This window comes from Pseudomonas fluvialis, assembly GCF_002835605.1.
Taxonomy (GTDB): Bacteria; Pseudomonadota; Gammaproteobacteria; order Pseudomonadales; family Pseudomonadaceae; genus Aquipseudomonas; species Aquipseudomonas fluvialis.
In genome coordinates this window covers 76,028-100,078 of the sequence record NZ_PIYS01000002.1, presented here as the reverse complement: position 1 = coordinate 100,078, position 24,051 = coordinate 76,028, and the positions used below count along the sequence as shown (strand labels likewise).

20 protein-coding genes are annotated in these 24,051 nt (G+C 57.0%); all 20 read right to left on the bottom strand.

Annotated features, from left to right (window positions below):
- Nucleotides 1–6: 6 nt before the first annotated feature.
- The 20 genes from CW360_RS01135 to CW360_RS01040 all read right to left on the bottom strand — a co-directional run bounded on the left by CW360_RS01135 (nt 7) and on the right by CW360_RS01040 (nt 24,009).
- Nucleotides 7–312 carry an STAS domain-containing protein gene (locus CW360_RS01135; protein ID WP_093985733.1) on the bottom strand — a complete coding sequence of 102 codons (306 nt, stop codon included), beginning with the start codon at nt 310–312 and terminating at the stop codon, nt 7–9.
- Nucleotides 313–391: 79 nt separating this feature from the next.
- Nucleotides 392–841 carry a flagellar export protein FliJ gene (fliJ, locus tag CW360_RS01130; RefSeq protein ID WP_101192456.1) on the bottom strand — a complete coding sequence of 150 codons (450 nt, stop codon included), beginning with the start codon at nt 839–841 and terminating at the stop codon, nt 392–394.
- Between the two features lie 12 nt (nt 842–853).
- Nucleotides 854–2,212, bottom strand: a complete 1,359-nt coding sequence (fliI, locus tag CW360_RS01125; RefSeq protein WP_093985735.1) for a flagellar protein export ATPase FliI — start codon at nt 2,210–2,212, stop codon at nt 854–856.
- Nucleotides 2,202–3,017, bottom strand: a complete 816-nt coding sequence (fliH, locus tag CW360_RS01120; protein ID WP_101192455.1) for a flagellar assembly protein FliH — start codon at nt 3,015–3,017, stop codon at nt 2,202–2,204. Before fliH ends, fliI begins: the two co-directional genes overlap by 11 nt.
- 16 nt (nt 3,018–3,033) lie before the next feature.
- Nucleotides 3,034–4,047, bottom strand: a complete 1,014-nt coding sequence (gene fliG, locus CW360_RS01115) for a flagellar motor switch protein FliG (protein WP_093985737.1) — start codon at nt 4,045–4,047, stop codon at nt 3,034–3,036.
- A complete protein-coding gene (gene fliF / locus CW360_RS01110; protein ID WP_101192454.1) occupies nt 4,040–5,830 on the bottom strand; it encodes a flagellar basal-body MS-ring/collar protein FliF in 1,791 nt (596 codons plus the stop codon). The genes fliG and fliF overlap by 8 nt, the downstream gene beginning before the upstream one ends.
- A gap of 14 nt (nt 5,831–5,844) precedes the next feature.
- Entirely contained in the window at nt 5,845–6,174 is a 330-nt protein-coding gene (gene fliE / locus CW360_RS01105; RefSeq protein ID WP_101192453.1) for a flagellar hook-basal body complex protein FliE, read from the bottom strand.
- A 185-nt stretch (nt 6,175–6,359) separates the two neighbouring features.
- Nucleotides 6,360–7,733: a sigma-54-dependent transcriptional regulator gene (locus tag CW360_RS01100; protein ID WP_101192452.1), complete on the bottom strand. Its 1,374-nt coding sequence runs from the start codon at nt 7,731–7,733 to the stop codon at nt 6,360–6,362.
- Nucleotides 7,721–8,923 carry a sensor histidine kinase gene (locus tag CW360_RS01095; RefSeq protein ID WP_170307338.1) on the bottom strand — a complete coding sequence of 401 codons (1,203 nt, stop codon included), beginning with the start codon at nt 8,921–8,923 and terminating at the stop codon, nt 7,721–7,723. Before CW360_RS01095 ends, CW360_RS01100 begins: the two co-directional genes overlap by 13 nt.
- A gap of 153 nt (nt 8,924–9,076) precedes the next feature.
- The gene (locus tag CW360_RS01090) at nt 9,077–10,546 is read right to left on the bottom strand and encodes a sigma-54 dependent transcriptional regulator (RefSeq protein WP_101192450.1); all 1,470 of its coding nucleotides are present in this window, start codon (nt 10,544–10,546) and stop codon (nt 9,077–9,079) included.
- 214 nt (nt 10,547–10,760) lie between these two features.
- Complete coding sequence (gene fliT / locus CW360_RS01085; protein ID WP_101192449.1) at nt 10,761–11,057, bottom strand: flagellar protein FliT; 297 nt, start codon at nt 11,055–11,057, stop codon at nt 10,761–10,763.
- An 18-nt stretch (nt 11,058–11,075) separates the two neighbouring features.
- Entirely contained in the window at nt 11,076–11,462 is a 387-nt protein-coding gene (fliS, locus tag CW360_RS01080; protein ID WP_101192448.1) for a flagellar export chaperone FliS, read from the bottom strand.
- 113 nt (nt 11,463–11,575) lie between these two features.
- Nucleotides 11,576–11,965 carry a flagellar export chaperone FliS gene (fliS, locus tag CW360_RS01075; protein ID WP_093985745.1) on the bottom strand — a complete coding sequence of 130 codons (390 nt, stop codon included), beginning with the start codon at nt 11,963–11,965 and terminating at the stop codon, nt 11,576–11,578.
- A gap of 3 nt (nt 11,966–11,968) precedes the next feature.
- Complete coding sequence (fliD, locus tag CW360_RS01070; RefSeq protein WP_101192447.1) at nt 11,969–13,399, bottom strand: flagellar filament capping protein FliD; 1,431 nt, start codon at nt 13,397–13,399, stop codon at nt 11,969–11,971.
- 92 nt (nt 13,400–13,491) lie between these two features.
- Nucleotides 13,492–13,863, bottom strand: a complete 372-nt coding sequence (locus CW360_RS01065; protein ID WP_101192446.1) for a flagellar protein FlaG — start codon at nt 13,861–13,863, stop codon at nt 13,492–13,494.
- A gap of 77 nt (nt 13,864–13,940) precedes the next feature.
- A complete protein-coding gene (locus tag CW360_RS01060) occupies nt 13,941–15,116 on the bottom strand; it encodes a flagellin (RefSeq protein WP_101192445.1) in 1,176 nt (391 codons plus the stop codon).
- A 241-nt stretch (nt 15,117–15,357) separates the two neighbouring features.
- Nucleotides 15,358–20,190 (bottom strand): glycosyltransferase, encoded by a 4,833-nt coding sequence (locus CW360_RS01055; protein ID WP_245874642.1) that lies wholly within the window; start codon nt 20,188–20,190, stop codon nt 15,358–15,360.
- A gap of 62 nt (nt 20,191–20,252) precedes the next feature.
- Entirely contained in the window at nt 20,253–21,302 is a 1,050-nt protein-coding gene (locus CW360_RS01050; RefSeq protein WP_245874641.1) for an NAD-dependent epimerase/dehydratase family protein, read from the bottom strand.
- 8 nt (nt 21,303–21,310) lie between these two features.
- The gene (locus tag CW360_RS01045) at nt 21,311–22,609 is read right to left on the bottom strand and encodes an FkbM family methyltransferase (protein WP_157825241.1); all 1,299 of its coding nucleotides are present in this window, start codon (nt 22,607–22,609) and stop codon (nt 21,311–21,313) included.
- Nucleotides 22,609–24,009: a glycosyltransferase family 2 protein gene (locus CW360_RS01040; RefSeq protein ID WP_101192442.1), complete on the bottom strand. Its 1,401-nt coding sequence runs from the start codon at nt 24,007–24,009 to the stop codon at nt 22,609–22,611. Before CW360_RS01040 ends, CW360_RS01045 begins: the two co-directional genes overlap by 1 nt.
- Nucleotides 24,010–24,051 lie beyond the last annotated feature (42 nt).

Below are 24,051 nucleotides of genomic sequence, written 5' to 3'. Positions count from 1 at the left end.
ACGGAGTCAGGCAATGCTGAACAGTTGCTCGAAGTTGGAAATGGCCAGGATCTTGCGTACATCGGCGTTGCAGTTGATCAGCCGAATATCTGCACGATCGCCGCCTGCATAGTCACGCAACAACAGCAACATGCCAAGCGCCGAGCTGTCGAGGTAGGTGGTATCTCGCAGGTCGACCACGTAGCGCTTGGGGGTTACCTCAACACGCTCGTAGGCATTGCGAAACTCTTGATGAGCACCAAAATCGAAACGTCCCTGGATACTGATGTGTAGCTCCTGTCCATCGGCCGAAGGCTGGGCAAGAATGGCCATGGATGACTCCTTGTTTGAATGTATTGAGCCCTGAGGCTGGCCTCAGGTTTAGCACTCGCCGCCCGCGAGAACAAGCCTCTCAGGGCGTATCTCGTTGGTTTAGGCGCTGTGCCAACTCGTCCAGCAGGCGCTGTTCACGGCGATCCTCGGCCTGGCGCGCCTCATCACGGTAGCGCTGCACCAGTTTACGCAGGCCTTCCAGACGCACATGTTTCTGTTGCCAGAGGTCTCGTGCACGCTGCTGATTGTCACGCAGCCAGTCGATGCTACGCTGTTGTTGGCCAATGGCGACTTCCAGCTGACTGAGAAAGCGCTGGTAATTCATCAACCATTGCCCACTGACGCCCTGACTGCCCTGCTGCAGCCACTGCTGCTGGTAATCGTGACGATAGCGCTGCAGTTCGCCCAGTTTCACTTCACCCTGGCGCAACTGCTCCTGACTACGCGCCAGGGCACGCGCGGCATCCTGTTCTTCACGCTCGGCCATCTGCACCACTGGCAGCAGGCGTTCGGCTCGTTTGAGGCTCATGGCGGGCGTCTATCAACCGGCCTGGGGCGTGGACAACACCCCGACCAGGCGCTCCAGGCTGCGTGACAGCCCCTCGCTTTCCTGTAGGCCCTGGCGCAGGAACGCCTGCATGGCTGGCTGCACAGCCAACGCCTGATCGGTCTCACGATCCGAGCCCGGCACATAGGCACCCACGCTGATCAGATCACGGCTCTGCTGCAGGCGCGACCACAGTTGCTTGAAGCGTTGTGCCGCCTGCAGGTGTTCCGGGCTGACCACTTGCGGCATAACCCGACTGATGGAAGCTTCGATATCGATCGCTGGGTAATGGCCTTCCTCAGCCAGCCGTCGGGACAAGACAAAGTGCCCATCCAGCACCCCGCGTGCCGAGTCGGCAATCGGGTCCTGCTGGTCGTCGCCCTCCGACAGCACGGTGTAGAAAGCGGTAATCGAACCGCCACCCTGCTCAGCATTACCCGCGCGCTCAACCAGTTTCGGCAGTTTGGCAAACACCGATGGCGGATAACCCTTGGTGGCCGGCGGTTCGCCGATGGCCAGGGCGATCTCGCGCTGTGCCTGGGCAAAGCGCGTAAGTGAATCCATCAGCAACAGGACGTTCTTCCCACGATCACGGAAGTACTCGGCGATGCGCGTGCAATACATCGCCGCACGCAGACGCATCAGCGGCGCATCATCGGCCGGCGAAGCCACGACCACTGCGCGTTTAAGCCCCTCTTCGCCGAGAATATGCTCGATGAACTCCTTGACCTCGCGACCACGCTCACCGATCAGGCCCACGACAATGATTTCGGCCTCGGTGAAACGCGTCATCATGCCCAGCAATACCGACTTACCCACCCCGGTACCGGCAAACAAACCCAGGCGCTGCCCACGCCCCACGGTAAGCAGACCGTTGATGGCACGAATGCCTACATCCAGTGGTTGGTCGATCGGATGCCGATTAAGCGGGTTGATGGTCGGACCGTCCAACGGCACCCAGTCCTCGGCCTTCATCCCCCCCTTGCCATCCAGGGCGCGCCCGGCACCATCCAGCACCCGGCCCAGCATGCTCATGCCCATCGGCAGACGGCCAGCATCCGGCAAAGGCACCACCCGCGCACCCGGGGCAATACCCGCCAGACTGCCAGTCGGCATGAGGAAACTCTTGCCGCCGGCAAACCCCATCACTTCGGCTTCGACCTGCACCGGGTGATAGCTGTCGTCATTGATCACCAGGCAACGACTGCCGATGGCTGCACGCAACCCCTCGGCTTCCAGAGTAAGACCGATCATGCGCAGCAGACGGCCCTCCACCACAGGCTGCTGGGGCAACTTGAGGGCCTCGGCATAGCCGCCCAGGCGCCGCGCAAAACTACTGCGCTCAAGGCGCATCGCCAGTCTCCAGATCAAGCTGGATATCCGCCGGCGGCACATGGGCTGCCTGCAGACGCTGCTGTTCATAAAGCTGCTTGATGGCCTCGTTCAGGCGCGTTTCGATCGTCGCATCGATACGGCTGTGCTCCGTCTCGATACGGCAGCCACCCGGCAGCAGACTGTCGTCCTCAAAGATCCGCCATTGCTCGGCATGCCGTTCACGCAGCGCCTTGACCAGTTCGAAATCCTGCGGATTGACATACAGGGTGATGTTGCCGGCGCCCATTGGCAGTAACTTGAGCGCCCCCTGCAACACCTGGCGCAACTGGCTGGAATCGCTGTGCAATTCGCGCTGGATGACTTCGCGGGACACGCGGATCAGTACATCCAGCAGCGCCTGTTCCAGTTGCTGGTCCTGCTGGGCAATGGGCTCGAAGAGGTGTTCCATCAACTGCTCCAGGCGTTGCACTTTAGCCTGCAGCTGCACCTCGGCTTCCTGGCGCGCCTTGACCTGCCCGGCATGCAGGCCGTCACGCTCGCCGACACTAAAGCCTTCGTTGTAGGCCTCCTGGTAGACCTCCTGACGAATGGCCTCCAGCTCCTCGAGGGTCAGGGGCTTGACCTCTTCAAGCGGCACATCTTCACCCTGTGCGACAGGCTCGGCGAGCCGTGACGACTCGGCGTCCACCAGCTCCTCAGCAGTCCCGCTAGACGGCAGCAGGCTGCTCACGTCACCCTCATCAAAACTGGGCAACGCCCAGCGATCGAAGGCCGCCAGATCCTTGGCGCGAATCAACTCACTGGGATTTTCCTTGGCGGCCATCAACGACTACTCCGCATCAGATCATCGCCTCGCCACCGGCACCACCGAGAACGATCTCGCCGGATTCGGCCATACGCCGGGCAATGGTGAGGATTTCTTTCTGCGCGGCTTCCACCTCGCTGACCTTGACCGGCCCCTTGGCTTCCAGGTCGTCGCGCAGCAACTCGGCAGCACGCTTGGACATGTTCTTGAAAACTTTTTCCTTGATCGCTTCGTCGGCCCCCTTGAGCGCCAGCACCAGCACATCGGACGACACCTCGCGCAACAGTGCCTGAATCCCCCGGTCGTCGACATCGGCCAGGTTGTCGAAGACAAACATCAGATCCTCGATCTGCGTCGACAGGTCCTCGTCCACTTCGCGGATCGAGTCCATCAGCTGTCCCTCTACCGAACTGTCGAGGAAGTTCATGATATCCGCCGCGCGCTTGACCCCACCCAGGTTGGCCCGCGTGGTGTTGGCAGCCCCGGAGAACTGCTTCTCGAGAATCTGGTTGAGTTCTTTGAGGGCTGCCGGCTGCACGGTATTCAATGACGAAACCCGCAGGACAATATCCAGACGCACCTTGTGATCGAAATTACTCAGCACTTCGGCGGCCTGGTCCGGGTCCAGATAGGCGACCACGATGGCCTGGATCTGCGGATGTTCATAGCGAATCACGTCGGCTACGGCACGCGGCTCCATCCACTTCAGGCTATCCAGACCACTGGTACTGCCACCCAGCAGAATGCGGTCGATCAGGTTGCCGGCCTTGTCCTCGCCCAGTGCCTGGGTCAGCATCTTGCGGATATAACCATCGGCACCGACGCCCAGGCTGGTCTGATCACCAACCACCTCGACGAACTCGCTCATCACCTGCTCGACCTGCTCGCGCTGGATATTGCGCATCGCGGCCATCGCCACACCCACCCGCTGCACTTCCTTGGGGCCCATGTGGCGCAACACCTGCGCAGCATCGGTCTCACCCAGCGAGAGCAGAAGAATAGCGGCCTTGTCGACCTTGTTCAGCTTACCGGGGCGATTGTCACTCATCGGCGTTAATCCACTCTTTGACTACCTGAGCCACACGACCCGGGTCTTCGGCGACCAGGCTCTTGATGGCATTGAGTTGCGCCTCGTAGCCCTCGGTCGGACTGGGCAGCATGATACTGCTCGGACCACCCAGACTGACACGGTCCTCGCTAAGCTCGCCACCCAAACCCTCCAAGTCACCCAGCTCGACATCGCCACCCCGTCCACCTTCGCCCGCACCAGAACCCTTACCGGGATTGATGATGGTGTTGAGTACCGGGCGCAGCACACCAAACACCAGCACCAGGATAAACAACACGCCAAGCACCTGTTTGACGATATCCCAGAACCACGGCTGGGTGTAGAAGGGAATCTCGGCCAACTCCTCGCCGGTCATATCGCTGAATGGCGCATTGATCACGCTGACGCTGTCACCACGGCTGGCATCAAACCCGACGGCATCCTGTACCAGGCGGGTGAAGCGCGCCAACTCCTCGTTACTCCAGGGCTGGCGGGTAACCGCGCCACTTTGCGGATCAACCTTGATCTGATCATCCAGCACCACCGCTACCGAGAGACGCTTCAGGCGCCCCTGCTGCTGGCGGGTATAACTGATCGAACGGTCCAGCTCGAAATTGCGCGTAGTCTGATCACGCTTGTCGGCCGGGTAAGGTGCCAGCATGGGCTGGCCGGTGGCCGGATCAATGACCTGCTGGCCATTCGCGTCAAGCAACGGCTGTCCCGGCGCCACTGCCCCGGCGGGAGCAGCCGCGGCAGCCTGCTCAGGCGCTGCCGCGGCACCCGGTGGCTGGTTACTCAAGGCACCGGGCACCCCTTGCGGCCCCAGCGCCGATGACCGCTGTTCCTTGAGCAGTTGCTCGCTGCGTAGCGCCGGCTGATCCGGGTTGAACATTTCCGACGTCGATTCCACGGCACTGAAATCCACGTCGGCAGACACCTCTGCCTTGTAGCGCCCATTGCCCAGCACAGGCTGCAGGATGCTGTGTACGCGCTGGGTAAACAGGCTTTCCATACGCCGGCTGTAGTCGTATTGGCGCCCGGCGATAGTCAGCTCGGATAGCTCCTGCTGATCAGAGAGCAGATTGCCTTTCTGGTCGACCACAGTGACTTGCGACTTATCCAGCTCAGGCACGCTAGTGGCCACCAGGTTGACGATGGCCGTTACCTGCCCCGGCTCCAGCGCTCGCCCAGGATAAAGCTCGACCAGTACCGAAGCGCTGGGCTTTCGCTCATCACGCACAAACACCGAACTCTTGGGGATCGCCAAATGTACACGGGCAGCCTTGACGTTGTTGAGGCTGGCCACGGTACGCGCCAGCTCTCCTTCGAGGCCTCGCCGATAGCGAGTGGCCTCCATGAACTGACTGGTCCCCAGGCCTTGTTCCTTATCCAGCAATTCAAAGCCGATGGTGCCGTCACTCGGCGCAATACCCGCACCCGCCAGACGCAAACGCGCCTGTGCCAAGTCATCGGCCTTGACCAGTACTGCGCCGGAGTTTGGCTCGACGCGGAACGGAATATTGGCGGTATTCAGTGCCTCGACCACCTGATTGGCGTCCATACCCGACAGGCTGCCATACAGGGGACGGTAATCCGGCTGCTGCGACCACAACACCACGGCAAAACCGATGGCTACGCTTGCCGCCAGCCCCACCAGCAAGCCTAGCTGGCGCAACATCGACATCTGTGCCAGGTTGTCCAGGAAGGCCAGGCCCAACAGCGGCTTACCCGAGGTACTTGCTTCGCTTTTGACCGGCATATTTTCCACTGCTGCTTCAGCCATGATTCAGCCCACCCTCAAACCGGCATCTGCATGATGTCTTGATAGGCCTGGACGACCTTGTTGCGCACCTGGGTCAGCGCCTGCATGGAGACACTGGCCTTCTGCGAAGCAATCATCACATCCGCCAGGTCAACCCCGCCCTGTCCCATCTCGAACGCAGTAGCCAGCTGGTTAGCCGCCTTCTGGGTATCGCTGACCTTGTTCACCGCCTGACCCAGCAGATCGGAGAAGCTCGGCGCACCGACCTCCTGAGGCTGCTCGAGTGGTTTTGCGCGCGCCATGGCATCCATTTGCATGGCACGCATTTCCAACATCAGGCGATTGAATTCGACACCCTGGCTCATCTGATCCTCCTGGCCGCATTTTTTTTGACGCGCTGCGGCGCTTTAAGAAGGTCTTTGCAACAAGGATGCCAACAAACCTGCGATGCAGATTCAGAAAGCGTTAGCGCAGGGAGGTACCAGCCAGAGACCTGGCCCGGTCAAATCGGTACGGCCTGTTCACCTGCACGGGTCAACCATGCAGGCTCCTAGCCGAAGAGATAGGCATCCACATCCAGACCGGCATCACGCATCTGCGCCAGCTTGTGGCGCAGGGTACGCGGGCTGATCCCCAACCGTTCGGCCGCCTCGCGACGGCGCCCCCGCTCGCTTTTCAGAGTAGCCATGATGTGCTGGAACTCATGCTGACGCCGTGCATCATCCAGAGGCTCGTCCCGCTCGACAGCGGCCGTCACACCTGGCAGCGCAACAGCAGCTATACGGGTCGGCACGGCGCTCGGCGCACCCTGCAGGCACAGGTCGGCGGCCTGGATCACCCCGCCCTGCTGCAAAATCAATGCGCGCTGCATAGCGTTATCCAGCTCACGCACATTGCCTGGCCAGGCGTGCGCGAGCAGCGCCTGGCAGGCCGAGTCACCCAGCTGCACAGCGGCCATGTGCAGCTTGGCCGCATGGCGCCGCAACAGGCGCTCGGCCAGGGGCAGGATATCCGCCGGACGCTGGCGCAACGGCAGCCAGGCCAGCGGGAACACTGACAGGCGATAGAACAGGTCTTCACGGAAACGCCCCGCACTCACTTCCGCCTGCAGGTCACGGTTGCTGGTGGCCAGCACACGAATATCCAGCTGAATGGCCTTGCGTGCGCCCACCCGCTCCACTTCGCGCTCCTGCAGCACGCGCAGCAACTTGGCTTGCAAGGCCAGGGGCATCTCCGAGACCTCATCAAGCAGTAACGTGCCGCCCTGCGCCAGTTCGAACTTGCCCGGCTGGCTCTGTACCGCGCCGGTAAACGCGCCTTTCTCATGACCGAACAGCGTCGCTTCCAGCATATTCTCGGGGATCGCTGCGCAATTGATGGCAATGAAAGGTCCCTGGCTGCGGGGTGACTGCTGATGCAGATAACGCGCCAGCACTTCCTTGCCACTGCCCGACTCCCCGGTAATCAACACCGTGCTGTCACTGCGCGCCACCCGCGCCGCCAGCTCCAGCAGCTGCCGACTGCTGGCCTCGACCGCAACCGGGCCGTCATCTTCCTGCAACTGGCCGCGTGCATGACGTGCCACCTCCTGCAGCAACTGACGCGGCTCGAAGGGTTTGACCAGATAATCCTGCGCACCCTCGCGCATCGCCGATACCGCACGCTCGACACTGGCATAGGCGGTCATCAGCAAAACCGGCAACCAAGGCTGCTGCTGGCGAATTTGTTGCAGCAACTGATGGCCATCCATGCCCGGCATGTTCACATCACTCAATACCAGACTGAACGACTGGCGCGTCAACTCAGCCAGCGCCTGCTCAGCACTGGCGCAGGGGCAGACGGCGTAGCCGCCTAGTTGTAGCGTTTCGCCGAGCGCCTCGCGCAAGGCCGCATCATCCTCGACCAGCAGAATCAACGGGGACATGAGAGCACCTCGCTTGCCGCCACCAGCAGGGGCAGCTCCAGCACCGCGCAGGTACCACGCCCCAGACGTGAGAACATCAGCAGCCGGCCGCGATGAGCTTGCGCCACCGCCTTGACGACCGCCAGCCCGAGCCCCGTCCCTTGCGGCTTGCTACTCACCATCGGCTCACCCAGCTGCTGCACAAGCTGGGCCGCCATGCCCGGGCCATTGTCGCTCACGCACAGGCGCAAGTGCTCACCACGCCGGTACAGATGCACCTTGATGCGCAGCGGGCCTGGCGCAGACTGGCAGGCATTTTCCAGCAGGTTGTGCAACGCGCCCAGCAAGACATCGCGATGGCACACCAGCAAGCCATCGCGTGCATCGCATTGCCAGCGTACCTGCTGCCCTTCCAGCAACTGGGCACTGGCCTCGCGCAGGGCAAACAGGCATTGCGCTGGGGTCAGGCGGTCAGGCAACGGCAGGTCGCCACGCGTAAAGACCAGCATGTCACGCACCTGTCGCTCCAGCTCATGCAGGCGCTCCTTGAGTCGTGCGGCAAAGCGCTGCTGCTGCTCCACAGGAAGCGTCTGCTCAGCCAGGTGACTGGCATACAGCAAGGCGGTAGATAGCGGTGTGCGTATCTGGTGGGCCAGCGAAGCAACCATGCGACCTAGCGCAGAGAGCCGGGCATGCCGTGCCAGCTCATCCTGCAAGCGACGAGTTTCCGTCAGATCGGTCAGCAGAATCAGCTGCCCCGGCTCACCGGCCAGCGAACGCGTGGCCAGCGACAGGCGACGTCCGTCCTGTAGGGAAATTTCATGGCCATCATCGGCACGCGGCGCGAAACTACGCTGGATGACTTCCCGCCAGAACACCCCCAGCAGCGGCTCGCCCAGCAACTCAAGCGCCAGCGGGTTGGCCTCGACCACCCGACCACGACCGTCCAGCACCACGACCCCACCCGGCAGGATATCCAGCAGGCTCTGCAGACGCTGGGCCAGGCGCTCCTTTTCTGCCAGCTGCTCCAGACGCTCGGCACTGGCCTGGGCCAATTGCCCCTTCAGCTCGCTGACGCGGGCTTCCAGCAAGCCATAAGAGTTGCCCAGCTGCAGCGACATCTGCTGCAACTGTTCGACACGCTGCTGGAGCTGGTTAGCCGCTTGCTGCTCATCGGCAACAGGACGCAGGCTGTAAGGGTGCATGCTCATGCTCGGCTCTCGCATCAAAGGCCTACCGTCGAAAAACGGTCAGCCACGTTCAGTTGCGAGAATCACTGCAAAGCCTGTGCCCAAAAAATAAGCCATTAAAATCAATGGGTTATTTTAAAAACAAACAATCAGCGCCAAGAAACCGGCATACAGTTACTCAGCCTCATCATCCTCGTCACGCCGATTCATGCCGTACTTGCGCATCTTCTCGACCAAGGTGGTACGCCGGATACGTAAGCGCTCGGCGGCGCGCGCCACTACCCCGCCCGCATCATCCAGGGCCTGCTGGATCAGGTCTTGCTCCAGGTTGCCCAGGTATTCCTTGAGGTCGATACCTTCCGGCGGCAGCAACGCGCCACTTTCCAGGCTCGGCAAATTACCCATCAACGCGTCACGCTCCTGCAACTCCTCACGCAGGCTGGAGAGCTGCTCGTCCTCATCATCGACATGCCGGAATTTCTTCGGCAGCTCGGCCACGCCGATCACTCCGTAGGGGTGCATGATGGCCATGCGCTCAACCAGGTTGGCCAGCTCGCGTACGTTACCCGGCCAGTCATGCCGACACAGCGACATGATGGCCGCCGAGTTGAAGCGAATGGAACCACGCTTCTCATGCTCCATGCGCGAAATCAGCTCGTTCATCAACAGAGGAATGTCCTCGATACGCTCGCGCAACGGGGCCATCTCGATGGGAAAGACATTCAGTCGGTAGTACAGGTCCTCGCGAAAACTGCCCTCCTCGATCATCTTCTCCAGATCCTTGTGGGTGGCGGCGATGATACGTACGTCGGCACTTTGCGTTTTATTGCTGCCTACCCGCTCGAAGGTCCGCTCCTGCAGTACGCGCAGCAGCTTGACCTGCATCGGCAGCGGCATATCGCCAATTTCATCGAGGAACAGGGTGCCACCGTTGGCCAACTCAAAACGCCCGGCACGGCTACTGATTGCCCCGGTAAAGGCACCCTTCTCATGGCCGAACAGTTCGCTTTCCAACAGCTCGGCGGGAATGGCCCCACAGTTGACCGGTACAAAAGGCGCCTCACGTCGCTTGGAGTGATAGTGCAGGTTGCGCGCTACCACCTCCTTACCGGTTCCCGATTCGCCAAGGATCAGCACGCTGGCCTCGGTATCAGCGACCTGCTGCATCATCTGGCGCACTTGCTGGATGGCACGACTGGTACCTACCAGGCTACGGAACAGATTCGGCTCGCGCTGACGGCCACGCTCACGAGCCTGGTCGTACATTTCACGGTAGACCTGGGCACGGTGCAGCGAATCAAGCAGCTTGTTGTAGCTGGGCGGCATATCCAGGCTGACCAGAATGCGTCGGCGCAAGTCTTCCGGCCATTGTGCCGCCGGTGCTTCACCGACCAGCAGGATCGGCAGAAACTCATCACGCTCGCCTAACTGGCGCAGCAGCTCCAATACCCCTCCCTTGCCATCAACTTGTCCAACCAGCGCGACCGACAAGGTACGCCAGTCTGCCAGGCCATCAAGCAGCGAGGGCCATTGCTGGCTGCTAGCGGCCAGATGCTCCTCACCCAGGAAGTTCAGAATGACGCCCAGGTCATGACGACGCGTGGCATCATCATCGATCAACAGAATCTTGGTTTCTCGCCACATGGCTTGGCTTCTGACTCAACGACGGTAAGAGAAAAGGCTGACACGGGCAGCCTGCCGCTAGGCTGAATAGTCAGCCCCGCCGGCAATTGGCCACTAGTAAAGTCAAAAGACCGACAAGAGTCAATTTAATGGCGTGAAATTTCTGAAAATACTGAAAGGATACTGCGCAGGATCAAGCCTGGCGTGCAGCTTGCCTGCACGCCGTAACAGTGCCTCAGCCAAACAACTGATACACCTTGGCGCCCTGTTGCGACTGATTAAGCTGCAAAAGCTCACTGGCCAAACGTTGCTGCTCGCTCTGACAGAGCTGCACCAACTCACGGTAAAGGGCCAACAATTCTTCGAGACGGCCACGCAGCTGTGCTTCGTCACGCACCGACTCATCCATGGCTTCATCAACCAGTGCCCGGCACTGCTGATCCAGCTCACCAATAGCCGCCCAGTCACGTGCCGCCAAGGCTGCACGCAATGCGCTGCCCGTTTGTTCCAGACGTTGTACCGACAGGCTCATGGCTGTGTCCCCAACGGGTTAGATCTGATTGGCAATGCCATCCCAACCGCTTTTTACTTCACGCAGCAGGCCGGCCACTTCATCGATGATAGCCACATCATTACTGCGATTGGCCTGCAGCAGGCGGCTACTCATGTACTCGTACAGGCTATCCAGATTGGCCGCCAGCTCACCACCCTGACGCAAGTCGAGCCCTTCACGCAAGCCGCCAATGATGGCAATCGCCTTGCCCAGCAACTCGCCCTTCAAGGCTACCTGATCACGCTCCATCGCTCCCTTGGCTTGCGCCAGCCGACTGAGCCCACCCTCCATCAACATCTGAATCAGTCGATGCGGGCTGGCATCGAACACCTGCGCCTGGGTATTGACCGTTTGGTACTGCTTGAGGGCTGCCATGGCATTCATGATGACTCCGCACGATGTGTGTTGCTGATACTTGGTTATCGGCAAACACACGAAAAGCTTGAGTCAAAACAACAGCTAACAGCGCACTTAGGGCCATGGCCGCGCCTGGACAGTCAGGCCGGCGACACCGGCTCGACTTCGGGCCCGATAGCATCCCAGGCCGACTTGATCTGTTCCAGGAGCGCAGTCACCTCATCCAGGCTACGCGGTGTGCGATCCAGCGCCACACCCGCCAGGCGACGAGTCATATAGTCATACAAGGCATCCAGGTTGGCGGCAATTTCCCCACCCAGTTCTTTGTCCAGGCTACCTTGCAACACGCCGATGATATCCAGGGTATTGCCAACCGCCAGACCACGAACCTCTGGGTTGCCTTCCTGCAAGGCATGGCGGGCCAGGGAAAGACGATCCAAAGCCCCCTGTAGTAATATCTGCACGGCACGATAAGGTGTCACGTCCTGCTGGGTCTTGACGGACTTGTAGGTATCGATGGGGTTGCTCACGCCTTACTCTCCCTTGACCACGCCCGGCAAGCTCTTCAAAGCCTGGGCCAGCCGGTCACTAGTACTGTTAAGTTGGCCAACCAGCGAGCCCATCGCATTGAACTGCTTGAGCAGTCGATCCTGCACCTTGGTCATACGCAGGTCCAGCGCATCTTTCTGCTTGTCGACATCCTTTATCGTGGCCTGCAGGCTGTTCATGCGCTGTTCCAGCACGCCCCCCGCCTGCACATAGCCACTGATACGCTTGTCCAGACGGTTCATCAGCCCCTGCTCCCCCGTAAAGAAGCCTGCCATGGCGTCATAATTCGCCGCAAGCTGCTTATCGAAGCGAGCATCATCAATCTTCAGGGTTCCATCGCGCTGTGTGGTAATCCCCAGATCAGCAAGCGTCTTGATCGTCTCACCAGAGCTGCTGCTACCCAATTCACTTCGCACGCCATTGACCAGCGTACGAACGGTTGCATCGCCTACCAATCCACCGACCACTGGGGCACTGTCACCGACTTTGGTGACATTGGTTAGCTGATTGCTGGTGGTGATGAGTTTGTTATAGGCATCAACAAATTTCTTGACGGTACTTTTCACGCCCGCCGTATCCTGTCCGACCGTTACAGTCAGCGGTTTACCCGCTTCAGTCTTGGCCAGCAAGTCGAGGGTAACATCAGGTATTGCATTGCTCACGGTATTGGTTGGGCTGAACAGTGTCAGGCCATCCACGGTAAATTCGGCATCGGTAGCACGCGTCAGGAAGCCAGCCGCCGCGCCGCTGACCGCTGCGAGACTGCCGACAGGATTATCCGGATCAGTACGATCAATACTGCCGATACGCAGATTACTCAGTGCGGCGTCGGCTGTTTCGATATAAACGTCCTTGCCAGCACCGGTCTCCTTGCTGGTCAGCACCAAGCGCGAGGTGCCACCTGCAGGATCGTTGACGATATTGGCAGAAATACCTTTGTCCTTGAGCGCCTCGTTGAGCTTGTTACGCACAGCTACCAGATCATCGCCTGCAGACAATGCGACATCGGTCGCTTCACCATCCGCCCCCAGACGCACCTGCAACGAACCACCACTAGCCAGGGTGGTTGTTGATGCCATGCTTTGCGTCGCAACCTTGCTGGCGCTAGCCAAGCCTTTCACCTCAACCTGGTAAACCCCCGCCAAGGCATTGGTAGTTGCCGAGCCTGTGACCATCGCCGTATTCGAGGAAGTAGCCGTACGCTTGTCGAACAGGGACTCTTTATTGAGATCCTTGAGCGCCGTCTGCAGATCACTGATGGAGCTCTTCAATTGCCCCAGGGCTGAGAATTTGGTGGTGCTGGCCTTTTCCAGTCGCGCCAGCTGTGCATCCTTGGGCGCTCGCTCGGCATTGACCAACGCCTTGACGATGCCCGAGATATCCATACCGGAGCCAATACCTGTGATACCTGCCATCTTGTCCACCTCGTCAATTAGCTGACGTTCACACCCAAGTCCCCTGAGCAGTCAAGAAACATGCCAACAATCCAAGTCTAGCAAGGCCTAGCTCAGGCTTCGGCCTTGAACAGCAAACTACGAGCTTGCTCCAGACTCTCCGCCAGACGCAACGCTTCCTCGGAGGGAATCTGACGAATCACCTCCCCCGAACTGCCATCGGTCACCTTGACCACAACGCGTCCGGTCGAGTCATCCAGCGAGAAATTCAGATTACGCTGAATGGTCTGCACAAACTGCTGAATGCTGGAAACAGCTTCGGCGATCGGCGGCTGTTTATCTTCGGCCGGCAGCTGTTGCTGGCTGGCCGTCGCTGCCGGCTGGGTTTCGACAGCGGCCTGTGCGGCACGCGCCGAGATGCCAGGCTGACTGCGCTGCGCAGCAGTGTTCGTTGCAGCGGCACCAGCAATACTGTTGATATCCATAACCTCACCTCACATGGCAAGACGGGGAGTAGCGCCAAGCACTACCCCCCGTGGTTCAAGCTAACCGCCTTTCTAGCTTAACGCAGGAGGCTGAGGACCGCCTGCGGCAGCTGATTGGCCTGAGCCAGGATCGCAGTACCGGCCTGCTGCAGCACCTGGTTCTTGCTCAGGTTGGCTGTTTCAGCGGCGAAGTCAGTATCCTGGATACGACCGCGGGAGGCCGATACGTTCTCGCCGATGTTCTGCAGGTTAGCAATGGTCTGGTCGAAGCGGTTCTGCACCGCACCCAGGTCAGCACGCTGCGCGTCGATCTTCTGGATCGCCTGGTCGATGACCAATACAGCCTCCTGTGCACCCTGCACAGTACTGATATCTACTTCAGACATCTTGCTGGTAGCTGCAGTAGTAGAAGCTGCGGTACTAGCCCCACCGATGGTGATACCCGTGCCGCCAGTCAGGGTTTGAGTGATGTTGCCGGTCAACGCATTGGCCGTACCATCGCTATCCAGGCCCGACATCAGGGTGATGCTACCGTCATCTTGAACGAAGGCACCCACACCCATGTTGGCATCGTTGATTGCAGTGGCAATCGACTGGTTCACCGCCGCAGCATCGTCACCTACCTTGATCTTCGCGGTGACGCTGACAGCGCTGCCATTGACAGTCAGACCGACGGCAATCGAGCCCGAAGCGGTAGCGGCAGTACCCGTTGCAGTTGCCAGAGTGGTTTCGTAGAAATCACCATCCAGCGAGTCAGTGCTCATTTCGTCGATCTTGACGCTGATGGTTTCGTTAGCGGCACTACCTACTTGGAAGGTGGTGGTCTCAAACGAACCGTCCAGCAGCTTCTTACCACCGAAGGTGGTAGTGTTGGAAATACGGTCCAGTTCCTTCTTCAGCTCGGTCACTTCGGAATTCAGTGCCTTGCGCTCGCTTTCGCTGTTCGAACCGTTGGCCGATTGCAGCGACAGGTCACGCATACGCTGCAGGATGGCAGTCGACTGCTGCAGTGCGCCTTCCGCAGTCTGCGCCATCGAAATGCCGTCGTTGGAGTTCTTCACCGCAACATTCAGACCATTGATCTGGCTGCTGAGGCGGTTAGCGATTTGCAGGCCTGCCGCATCGTCCTTGGCGCTATTGATGCGCGAACCGGTCGACAAACGCTGCAGCGAGGTATCCAGCGCGGCGGAGGACTTGTTCAGATTGCGTTGAGTATTCAGGGACGCAATGTTGGTATTGACGGTAAGTGCCATGATATGTGTCCTCCATCGGACCTAGCTCATTTGCCTTAGGTTGCGACTCAGGTTTGCAAGTCAGACAACCTATGAGATCGCGTTCAACTCTTGTAACGGCTGCACCAGAAGAAACTTTAGGGCCTGATGCAAACTTTTTTCAGCGTCTCGGCAGATCTGTCACCAGCGACTGCCAACGGGCCTTACCTCCTGTATCGCCGGCATACGGAAAAACTTTAACCCCGCTTGGCAAACATCATCTTCATGGCCGCCAGGCCTTAAGCCAGGCATCCAGCGCATCACCCTGCAGCATCCAGTCACGCAGCACCACATCACGCAACTCATCGCCCTGGCGCGCCGTGGCCTCCATATCGGCAAGATGCATGCGAATCGCCTCAACCCAGTCGCGGAAGCGATTCTTCACGCGCATCACCGGTAAACCATCTTCGCGGTAACAACGCACATCACTGCAGATAACCGGCACGCCACAGGCACCGTACTCCAACAGGCGCAGGTTACTCTTGCAGTCGTTGAACAGATTCTGCTCGACCGGTGCCAGCGCCAGATCGAGATTCAGCCCTGCCAGGGCGGCCGGATACTGCTCTATTGCCACGCCTGGGTGAAACTCATGGACATAGGGACGCAAGCTGTCCGGGCACATGCCCATGAAGACCCACTCCACCTCGCCGGCCAACTCACGCACCACGTCAGCGATCATCTCCAGATCACCGGTGTGCCCCGCGCCACCCGCCCAGCCAACCCGTGGTTTGCGTGAAACACCACGCTGTCCGGGGCGCACTTCAGCCCACCAGGAGACCGGCAAACGGTTACCCACCACGCGAATATCCTCGTGTAGTCCTGCCAACGCTTCCGCCAGTGCAGGCGTCGACACCACCAAGCGATCGACATAGCCCAGCCCTCGACGCAGGGATTTCAGCACATCCCTGGGCATGGCTTGGCGATAGGCACTTTTCATCGGCAGATTGGGCAGATAGTCATCCAGCTCGTAAACCTTGAAGGCGCTGGAAAACTGCTGCATGCGGCGCATGGCATCCAGTCGTTCATCACCAATCTGGCGCTGCAAGATGATGGTATCCGGGGCGTAGCGCTGTAGCTCGATCACGGACGGCAAACCATCGGCAAGCAGTCCCTCAATGCATCCGGCCTGTTTAAGCGCCTTGAAAGGCTGGATCACCCGATAATGACCACAGCCATAGCGATCCGCAGGATGTGCCAAGACAACGGGCAACGGTTTCCAGGACTGTAAAGGACGCCAGGACCAGGCATTGCTTTCCAAGGCAAACCCACCGGCACGCTGCAAGGATAGATTGGGGTTATAGGCTGGATCCTGCGCCAGCAGCGGTAGCCAGCGTGCATACAGTGCGTCCTGCTCAAGCGGCGTGCACAACGACTCAGACTCGCGCTCAAGCAACAGACACGCCTGAGCCGCCCAAACGGTCAGATAACCTGCCTGACGAACCCGCAGACAAAGGTCGACATCCAGAAAACACTCGGGTACATCCTCGGCCATACCTGCCACCGACAGGTAAAGCTCACGCCGCACCAACAGGCAGTCTCGGCTGACCGCACTGTAGTTCTGATCGACTTGCAGACGCTGCATATAGCCGGCAGCATCAAGGGACTCGCCAACGAAAGGACGCCCCGCCACGCCCTGCAGGCCGAGAATCAGCCCGGCATGCCGTACCGTACCATCGGCTGCCAGCAGCTTTCCTCCGACGACCCCCACCTCGGGACGCTGCCCATGGTTGAGCAACTCATCCAGCCAGTCAGCCTGAATAACCGCCGTTTCTGCAGCCAGCAGTAGCAGGTAGTCGCCGAGCGCCTGCTGCGCTGCATGATTAAGCGCGCCGGCCAAACCCTGTTTGTCCGCTGCCCACAGCACGCGAAGGCGCGCTTCGCCCAGGCTTTCCAAGGCCTGCAGCCACTGGCGCACCTCAACGGCAGCGGCATCCGTCTCCACCAGCAATATCTCGTAATGCGCATAGCCGGTGGTTTCCATCAGGGTTTCCACGCAGCGCTGCAAACTGGCCAAACGGCTACCAGTAGCAATCAACAGAGAAACCCCGGGCTGTTGGTCATGCCCGTAACGCAGGCAGTAACGCCCTGGCTGCCTCGCCACAACCTGTGCCTGGGTATAGCCACGCGCTCGCAAGTGCTCAAGGATGGCCTGCTGTTCGGCTTCACTATTGCGCAACACCGGCATATCGGTCACCAGCCAGGGTTCCGCCACATGCCCCAGGCCAGCCAGCCCACCGCTCGTGATCAGACGCAGAATCAGCTCGAACTCGGCAGCGTCTCCATAAGCAGCAGCCAAACCACCGGCCTGCAGTATGACCTCACGACGAAACAGCCAGTGACGAGCCATGCCTGCCGGAAAGCTCAGCAGGTAATCAAGATTGAAATCCGGACGCAGTGCCGCCCCCAACTGACCATCGACCTGGCGGTACACTTCATCGCCATAGATAGCCCTGCAATCCGGTGACTCCAACAATTCTAAAGCCGCCAACAGCAGGCCGCTTTCAGTCAACTCGTCCCCGGCATCCAGCAGCATGAACCAATCAAATGCGGCATCACCCAGCAATCGATTGACTGAGGCACACCAATCGCCTGCCTCAACTGCCAGCCAATCGACGCCGTCTTCATGCAGTGCTTCCTGGCGCAATACCACAACTTTTACAAGCAGTCCCTGAGTTGCCAAATCCCGCAAAGAGGCCAGGCTACGCGCCAATTTCTCGCTGTCCCCAGCCAGGTCGCGCAGCAATATGGCAAACACCGGCAGGCTCAACTGATTCGCCAGACGCTTTTCGATCAACTGCCACTGCTGCTCGGTGGGTCGACGCCGAGCCAGCCAGTCACGCAGGGTAAAGGTCGCCGGCTTGCTGGACAGACGCTGCAAAAGCTGCTGACGCTGCTGGCATACGGCATCATTATCAGACGCGGGGTAACGGCGATAAATCTCCCGATACAAGGGCAGAAAGTTCTTCTGCTCGCGAGCCAGCATATGCTCGGCACTGCCCGCAGACTCACGCACGCGGACCTCGCTGGTCACCTGCGGGAGGTGGACAAAGGAATAACGCGCCGCCAGACGCAACAACATGTCCCAGTCTTCAAAAGCCGTCAGGCGGGTATCGAACTCGCCCACGCTTTCAAGCATCCCGCGCGGATGAGCCCAGGTATTGACCGGGATATAGTTCTGCACACGCAAACGATCGGCATCAAACACGTCATGCAGGAAAGGTCGACTACGACTGAGTTCGATACGCCGGTCGTCTTCCAGCTGCTCACTGACATATTCAACCGCGCTATACAGCACCGCCTGAGGGTGCTCGACAAAGCCCTGCGCCAAGTTGGCCAGATGCTCGGGCAGGTAGATGTCGTCATCATCGAGATAGGCGATATGGCGACCACGCGCCAACCGCAACCCGGCATTCCGGGCAGCCGACAAACCGCGATTACGCCCCAGATACACATAGGTGATCGGGAAGTCCCAGGACTGTAAGAGTGTTTCCACCGGCTCGCCATGGTCGTTGACCAGCACCACCTCAAAATCCTGCAAGGTCTGGGCAGCCAGGCTGGCCAAGGCGTCCTTGAGCAGCCGAGGCCGGTTATAGGTGGTCAGAACAATGCTGAACAACGGCGTTTCATGCTCGATTGCCTGGTTCTCCAGGCGATCAATGAGCGCTCTGGCACGATCGCCCAACGCCGACTCCAGCTCATCCGGATATTGCCCCAGGCGCCTGGCGATATGCGCAGCCACCTCCCGCTCGCGGCCTTTGAGGTGATGCTGGGCGTTGCGCTGAAAAACACCCTCGACAATCGTCAGGTGATCAGCAAGCGGGGCGGTCGAGATATAGAAGTGCCGCTGAGAGTGCTGCGCCCCATGCCAACGATAACTGACGCCTGGCGTACATATATAGGCAAAGTCAGGGTACTGCTCGGCCATCTGAATCGCCATATCCCAATCGCCCGCACCCAGTGTTTGCACAGGGCGCCACGTTTTATAAAAAATATCGCGCCGATAAATGACTGCAGAGGGCGCCATGTAATTATCGTATATCAATAAATCAGCAACTTCATTGCGACCGCCAACGTAATCCGCGGCGTAGTAGCCTGGATGCCTAGGCTTTTCTAAAGTCTGCCCTTGTACGTCAACCCATGTGATCGCGGTGTAACCAACTGCAACCTGCGGGTTCGCTTCCAGCACAGGCAACAGTCGCGCCAAATGACCTTCGTTAAAATAATCGTCGGCAGATAAAAATACGAAGTACTTTCCCTTCGCAATGAGCCGCCCTTTCTCCCAATTATAAGCAGCACCACAGTTGCTGCGGTTACGCATGTAGCGCACGCGCGAATCATGAGCAAATTCCGCCATAACCTGAGGTGTTTCATCGGTAGAAGCATTATCTAGCACTAGAATCTCTAGACTATCTAAGCCCTGATCCAAAACCGACTGAACACACTGCCGAATGAAACGCCCATAGTTATAGCATGGAATAACTACACTCATTACCGGCCGAACATCACGAACTTTAGCAACATCTAGCGCAATAGCGGCAGTCACCCTATTGAGCCAGTAATCCGCCGAGAGGTGATAAACATCATAAAGCTTGGGCTGCGGAAATAAAGCCCACTTTTCTGGGGAAGAGCAAGAAGTATCCACAACGACTCTAGAATCAAGATATATCCACTCATCACCATAACTAGGCACTTGTGGTGCAAATATAGTGGCAAATGCTGTAGGATTTTCCAGCATCGAAAGCTGGAATTCTTGAAGAATGATCAGATACTTACGTACCGATGGTGGAAGCCGGAGCATAGGCTGCCCATGCCAATCATACGCAATAAGAAGAAGCCCATCATAGTCGAGCGAATCCACACCAGCCAGCTCAAACAAAAAACCATTGCCCGCTCCATATAGCACCAACGGCTCCAGCGGCATTTGCCGTTTGATGGCCGCCCAATCCATATCAGACAACACAAAGATTTTTTCAGTGGCGATGGAAAAACCAGCAAAGCCAATATGAAAAGGTTCTCCATGACAGCGCCCTCCCGATATCGATGACCAATCTGTCATATCATATTCATTCCAATTTGCACTAAAAAATTCTCGAGAGGACAAAAGAAACCATCACTAACTCATACCTGGCTTTTTAACCAGCGCGCCGTATCATCAATCGACTCATCCAAAGAACTCCAGGGCGCAAGCCCCAGAGCTCGGGCCTTAACAATATTAGGCACATAATAAGATTCACTGGCAGTTTCCGCCCCCATACAGATAAGCTTTTTAGCTGGTGCCAATCGCATCTTTATGCGCTGAGCCAGTTCACTAATACTGATAACTGAATCAGAGCCAACGTTGTAAGCCTCTCCCGGCCGCCCATAAAGCAACAAGAAAAGTAGCCAGGCAGCCAGATCAGCCCCGTGCAGATAGCTGCGCATAGAAAGCCCCCTAGACTTGATCACGATTGCATCTCTATACAACGCATCCTTGACGAAATTACCGAATGCAAAATGCCCATCCGGCGGCAACCCTGGCCCTGCGAAGGTAAAACAGCGTGTCAATATCGGCTCAATCGAGAACTCTTTCGCATAAATAACGGCCATTAACTCCTGCACCCGCTTAGCCTCAGAATAAGCACTACCAACAAAGGTACAGTCACAAGCCGACGGTGAATCCTCTGCTGCCGCCCGACCAAGATGAAGAGCACCATACTGCGCCCCAGATCCCGTCAGAAGTATTCGCCGCGCACCATGCCGGACGGCAATATCCAAAACCTGACGGACACCACAGACCACTGTATCGAACAAGGCCAATGGCTGTGCATGCGCATGCTGAGAAGTATCAGTAGCAGCATGTAGCACCAAATCAATTGGCCGACCACGCAAAGAGAGCGAATTCCGAATATCACAGGCCAGCCAGTGTACCCATGGGCAAAGGCGATACTCGGGATGCCTTGAAAGAAATCTCTCCGGGTCACGCGAAACAACAGTGACTGATATATCTAAACCTTGCTGTTCAAGCTTATACAACAAAGCAAGTAACCACTTCCCGAAGAAGCCAGTCCCACCCGTAAGCAAAAGATGTTTACCACTCAAACCACAAGCAAGTGAATCCATTACCGGAATGCGTAAAAGCGCAGACTGAACCACATCAGAAACTGGAGACAGCGGAAAAGTACTATGCATCCCAACTCTCAGTAAAAATACAATGTCACATCTTCAAGTATATCAGCATACAGACGAATACCCACGCGATAATCAGGACGAATAGCTAATACAGCATCGATCAGCGCCCAATAGTCACTAGCCCTATGATACGCGCACACAGCAATTACTGGCTTATCTCGATAAATTAGACCTTTAGCACCTCGTAACGCCCGCTCCTCCATGCCTTCTATATCCAATTTTAAGAATCCAATCTTATCAACCACCACACTATCCAGAGGCACCCCTTGAATATATGACACAATACTTGCAGGGATTACGCTTTCTCTTTCATTTGTTACATCATAAGACAAACATGACTGATAGAGAAAACGACTTGGGAGTTCATCCAACCCCATATTAAAGAGCCAGACATTTGACCTATCCGAATAAAATTTTAGCGCTTCATAGTAGGCAGGTATTTCTGGCTCAAACAACCAAGCCTGCTTCACAGGACCGAATAGCATCTCCAGCCTTTGTAGAGTGTCACCGGTTGCAGCACCTGCATCAACAAAGCACTGCACATTTTCTTCACAGACGAAATCGGGATCAAAATACTCCTCGACATAGGGGGATTTCACAGCCTCTGCCAAGCGGATTGATAAGTTCGTACGCATCCCTATCAGACTATCAAACACCTTACGCGACCGCTCATCTTCCAAGCGGAGGAACGCCGAAATAAAACGGAAACGGTCACGTACTGGAGCATCAACAAAATTAGCAAACGGCTCTGTTATATGCTGCATATCCAGCGCATAGAGAAATTCGCTCATATTAATCAAACGAATTCGCGGCACAGAAGATAGCTGATCCCAGATTTCATTACTGTAACGCCCACTAGCAACCAGCACCACCGCCCCCTCAAGAGAGACGCTGGCCGGAGACGTTACTAGTACACCCTCAACACGACTTCCCTGCTTGACAGGATCATTATCCAAAAACCCTTTGATATCAATACCATATTCAAGGGCGTTTCGTGCAAGTTTCAATCCTATTTTGTAGGCGCCAAATAGATAAACCCCCTCGGCCAACCATTGCCGTACAACATCCCTACGCTGCCTAGCATACACAAGACAATCATCATCGAGTAAAGCACGAACATAGGGGAATCTATCAAGATCCTTCAACACTTCTAGCTGGCTAGAGTTATTTATTAAAATGGCATCCTGCGCCTCCAGCAAAGACGCCTGCGACCACCTGACAGGCACGACACTACCACATGGGAGCTGGAGGGATACTGTTACTCCAGCTGCATAACCGGGAATTCCTTCTTTAATAGCAAGTACCATCAGATCACCTCTTCTGCTGTCATAGCAAAATCTTTCCATGACCTTATGGGCGTCACTGCATCATAGGCCCGTAACATTTCTATTGTTTCAACCTCACTATCGCGCTCTGAACTAAGAATAATCAGCTCCACTGGATCACTGCATGTAGTAAGCCATGAATGAGCAACAATAGGACAACCAAACCATACCTGCCCTTGACGCTGGATGTTAGAATCTAAACAACAGACAACTTGCACTCCTGCCTCCCGAGCCTCAAAAAGCAAAAGTGCAGCAATGAAAACACTACCCAAAACAACCACTCTTGAATTTTTTGGCAGTGTCGAAAAAATATTACCACCTGCACAACGATGCTTCGCCCAACGATACAATGCAAGCATCCATGGCCGTTCTTTCACATCGCACAAGCGAATCTCATTCAAAATTGAACGAGCCACACCTTCCCTATTCGTCTGCAATGAAAAAACAATTAAGGGCAAAAGATAGATCAGCGATTGCACATTGTTCGCCGAATTTAAAATCCCCTTCTTCAGCAAAAGTTCCATTTGTTTCAACAACGTACGTTCACTCCAACTCTTCGCGCTCATAACTATGTCCTGAGCCTGAAAGCGAACAATCTGATTCTGAAATATCGCCTCATAAGCCTGCAAATCAGGAGCCTTACGCATGATACGTAAAAGAGCGCGAAACAGATTTAGCGCTGTTCTTGCCAAATGTGCGTTGTTAGTTTCCTGTGCTGAATGCCTCCGATAGCGCAGCAGCGGCTCGCTCAAGAAAGCCACAGCCCCCGAAAGGTTCATCTGCGCAGGTAGAATCTGATCTCCTTCATCAGTTGCGCGCCTTGTGGATACTCCAGGCGATCCAAGATACATGTTCCGAATATGCCTCTCCGAGAGCAACCGATGGGAGAAAATCATACTACTAGGTGGATGCCAAAGAATTGCTTCTTTAGTGCTTACTATATACTCACCAACTTCATATATACGATCCTCTCCAACAGGAGAAATACTGGGCTGCAAAACCGCACCCTTCCCATCAATTACAGATGCATTTGTCCAAACTGCCGTAATATCAGGACGAGCCTCGATAAGAGCCATCTGCTTCTGCAGCATCTCAGGCTCCATAATGTCGTCATCATGAGTGACAAGAATACGTTGCCCACGCGCGATCCTGATCGCACTCAAGAAATTGAATACAGCAGTATGCCCCGGAGGATTGCGAACATACCGCAAACGCTCATCCTTTACACTCAAGACAATAGATGGCGTTTCATCAGTGCTGCCATTATCCAGAACAAGCAACTCGAAATCACGATACGTTTGATTTAGTATCGCCCGCAATGACTCTTCAAGATAATTCGCACGATTATAGGTCAACAGCGCAACTGTAAGCGGAATTTGCATACAAAACCCAATATATTGACGTCATCCAAAAGGAGGACCACT

What these genes read in the sequence shown, in the direction of transcription:
- CW360_RS01135 (WP_093985733.1), bottom strand. Translation starts at nt 312, where the DNA reads ATGGCCATTCTTGCCCAGCCTTCGGCCGATGGACAGGAGCTACACATC.
- fliJ (WP_101192456.1), bottom strand. Translation starts at nt 841, where the DNA reads ATGAGCCTCAAACGAGCCGAACGCCTGCTGCCAGTGGTGCAGATGGCC.
- fliI (WP_093985735.1), bottom strand. Translation starts at nt 2,212, where the DNA reads ATGCGCCTTGAGCGCAGTAGTTTTGCGCGGCGCCTGGGCGGCTATGCC.
- fliH (WP_101192455.1), bottom strand. Translation starts at nt 3,017, where the DNA reads ATGGCCGCCAAGGAAAATCCCAGTGAGTTGATTCGCGCCAAGGATCTG.
- fliG (WP_093985737.1), bottom strand. Translation starts at nt 4,047, where the DNA reads ATGAGTGACAATCGCCCCGGTAAGCTGAACAAGGTCGACAAGGCCGCT.
- fliF (WP_101192454.1), bottom strand. Translation starts at nt 5,830, where the DNA reads ATGGCTGAAGCAGCAGTGGAAAATATGCCGGTCAAAAGCGAAGCAAGT.
- fliE (WP_101192453.1), bottom strand. Translation starts at nt 6,174, where the DNA reads ATGAGCCAGGGTGTCGAATTCAATCGCCTGATGTTGGAAATGCGTGCC.
- CW360_RS01100 (WP_101192452.1), bottom strand. Translation starts at nt 7,733, where the DNA reads ATGTCCCCGTTGATTCTGCTGGTCGAGGATGATGCGGCCTTGCGCGAG.
- CW360_RS01095 (WP_170307338.1), bottom strand. Translation starts at nt 8,923, where the DNA reads ATGAGCATGCACCCTTACAGCCTGCGTCCTGTTGCCGATGAGCAGCAA.
- CW360_RS01090 (WP_101192450.1), bottom strand. Translation starts at nt 10,546, where the DNA reads ATGTGGCGAGAAACCAAGATTCTGTTGATCGATGATGATGCCACGCGT.
- fliT (WP_101192449.1), bottom strand. Translation starts at nt 11,057, where the DNA reads ATGAGCCTGTCGGTACAACGTCTGGAACAAACGGGCAGCGCATTGCGT.
- fliS (WP_101192448.1), bottom strand. Translation starts at nt 11,462, where the DNA reads ATGAATGCCATGGCAGCCCTCAAGCAGTACCAAACGGTCAATACCCAG.
- fliD (WP_101192447.1), bottom strand. Translation starts at nt 13,399, where the DNA reads ATGGCAGGTATCACAGGTATTGGCTCCGGTATGGATATCTCGGGCATC.
- CW360_RS01065 (WP_101192446.1), bottom strand. Translation starts at nt 13,863, where the DNA reads ATGGATATCAACAGTATTGCTGGTGCCGCTGCAACGAACACTGCTGCG.
- CW360_RS01060 (WP_101192445.1), bottom strand. Translation starts at nt 15,116, where the DNA reads ATGGCACTTACCGTCAATACCAACATTGCGTCCCTGAATACTCAACGC.
- CW360_RS01055 (WP_245874642.1), bottom strand. Translation starts at nt 20,190, where the DNA reads ATGACAGATTGGTCATCGATATCGGGAGGGCGCTGTCATGGAGAACCT.
- CW360_RS01050 (WP_245874641.1), bottom strand. Translation starts at nt 21,302, where the DNA reads ATGCATAGTACTTTTCCGCTGTCTCCAGTTTCTGATGTGGTTCAGTCT.
- CW360_RS01045 (WP_157825241.1), bottom strand. Translation starts at nt 22,609, where the DNA reads ATGGTACTTGCTATTAAAGAAGGAATTCCCGGTTATGCAGCTGGAGTA.
- CW360_RS01040 (WP_101192442.1), bottom strand. Translation starts at nt 24,009, where the DNA reads ATGCAAATTCCGCTTACAGTTGCGCTGTTGACCTATAATCGTGCGAAT.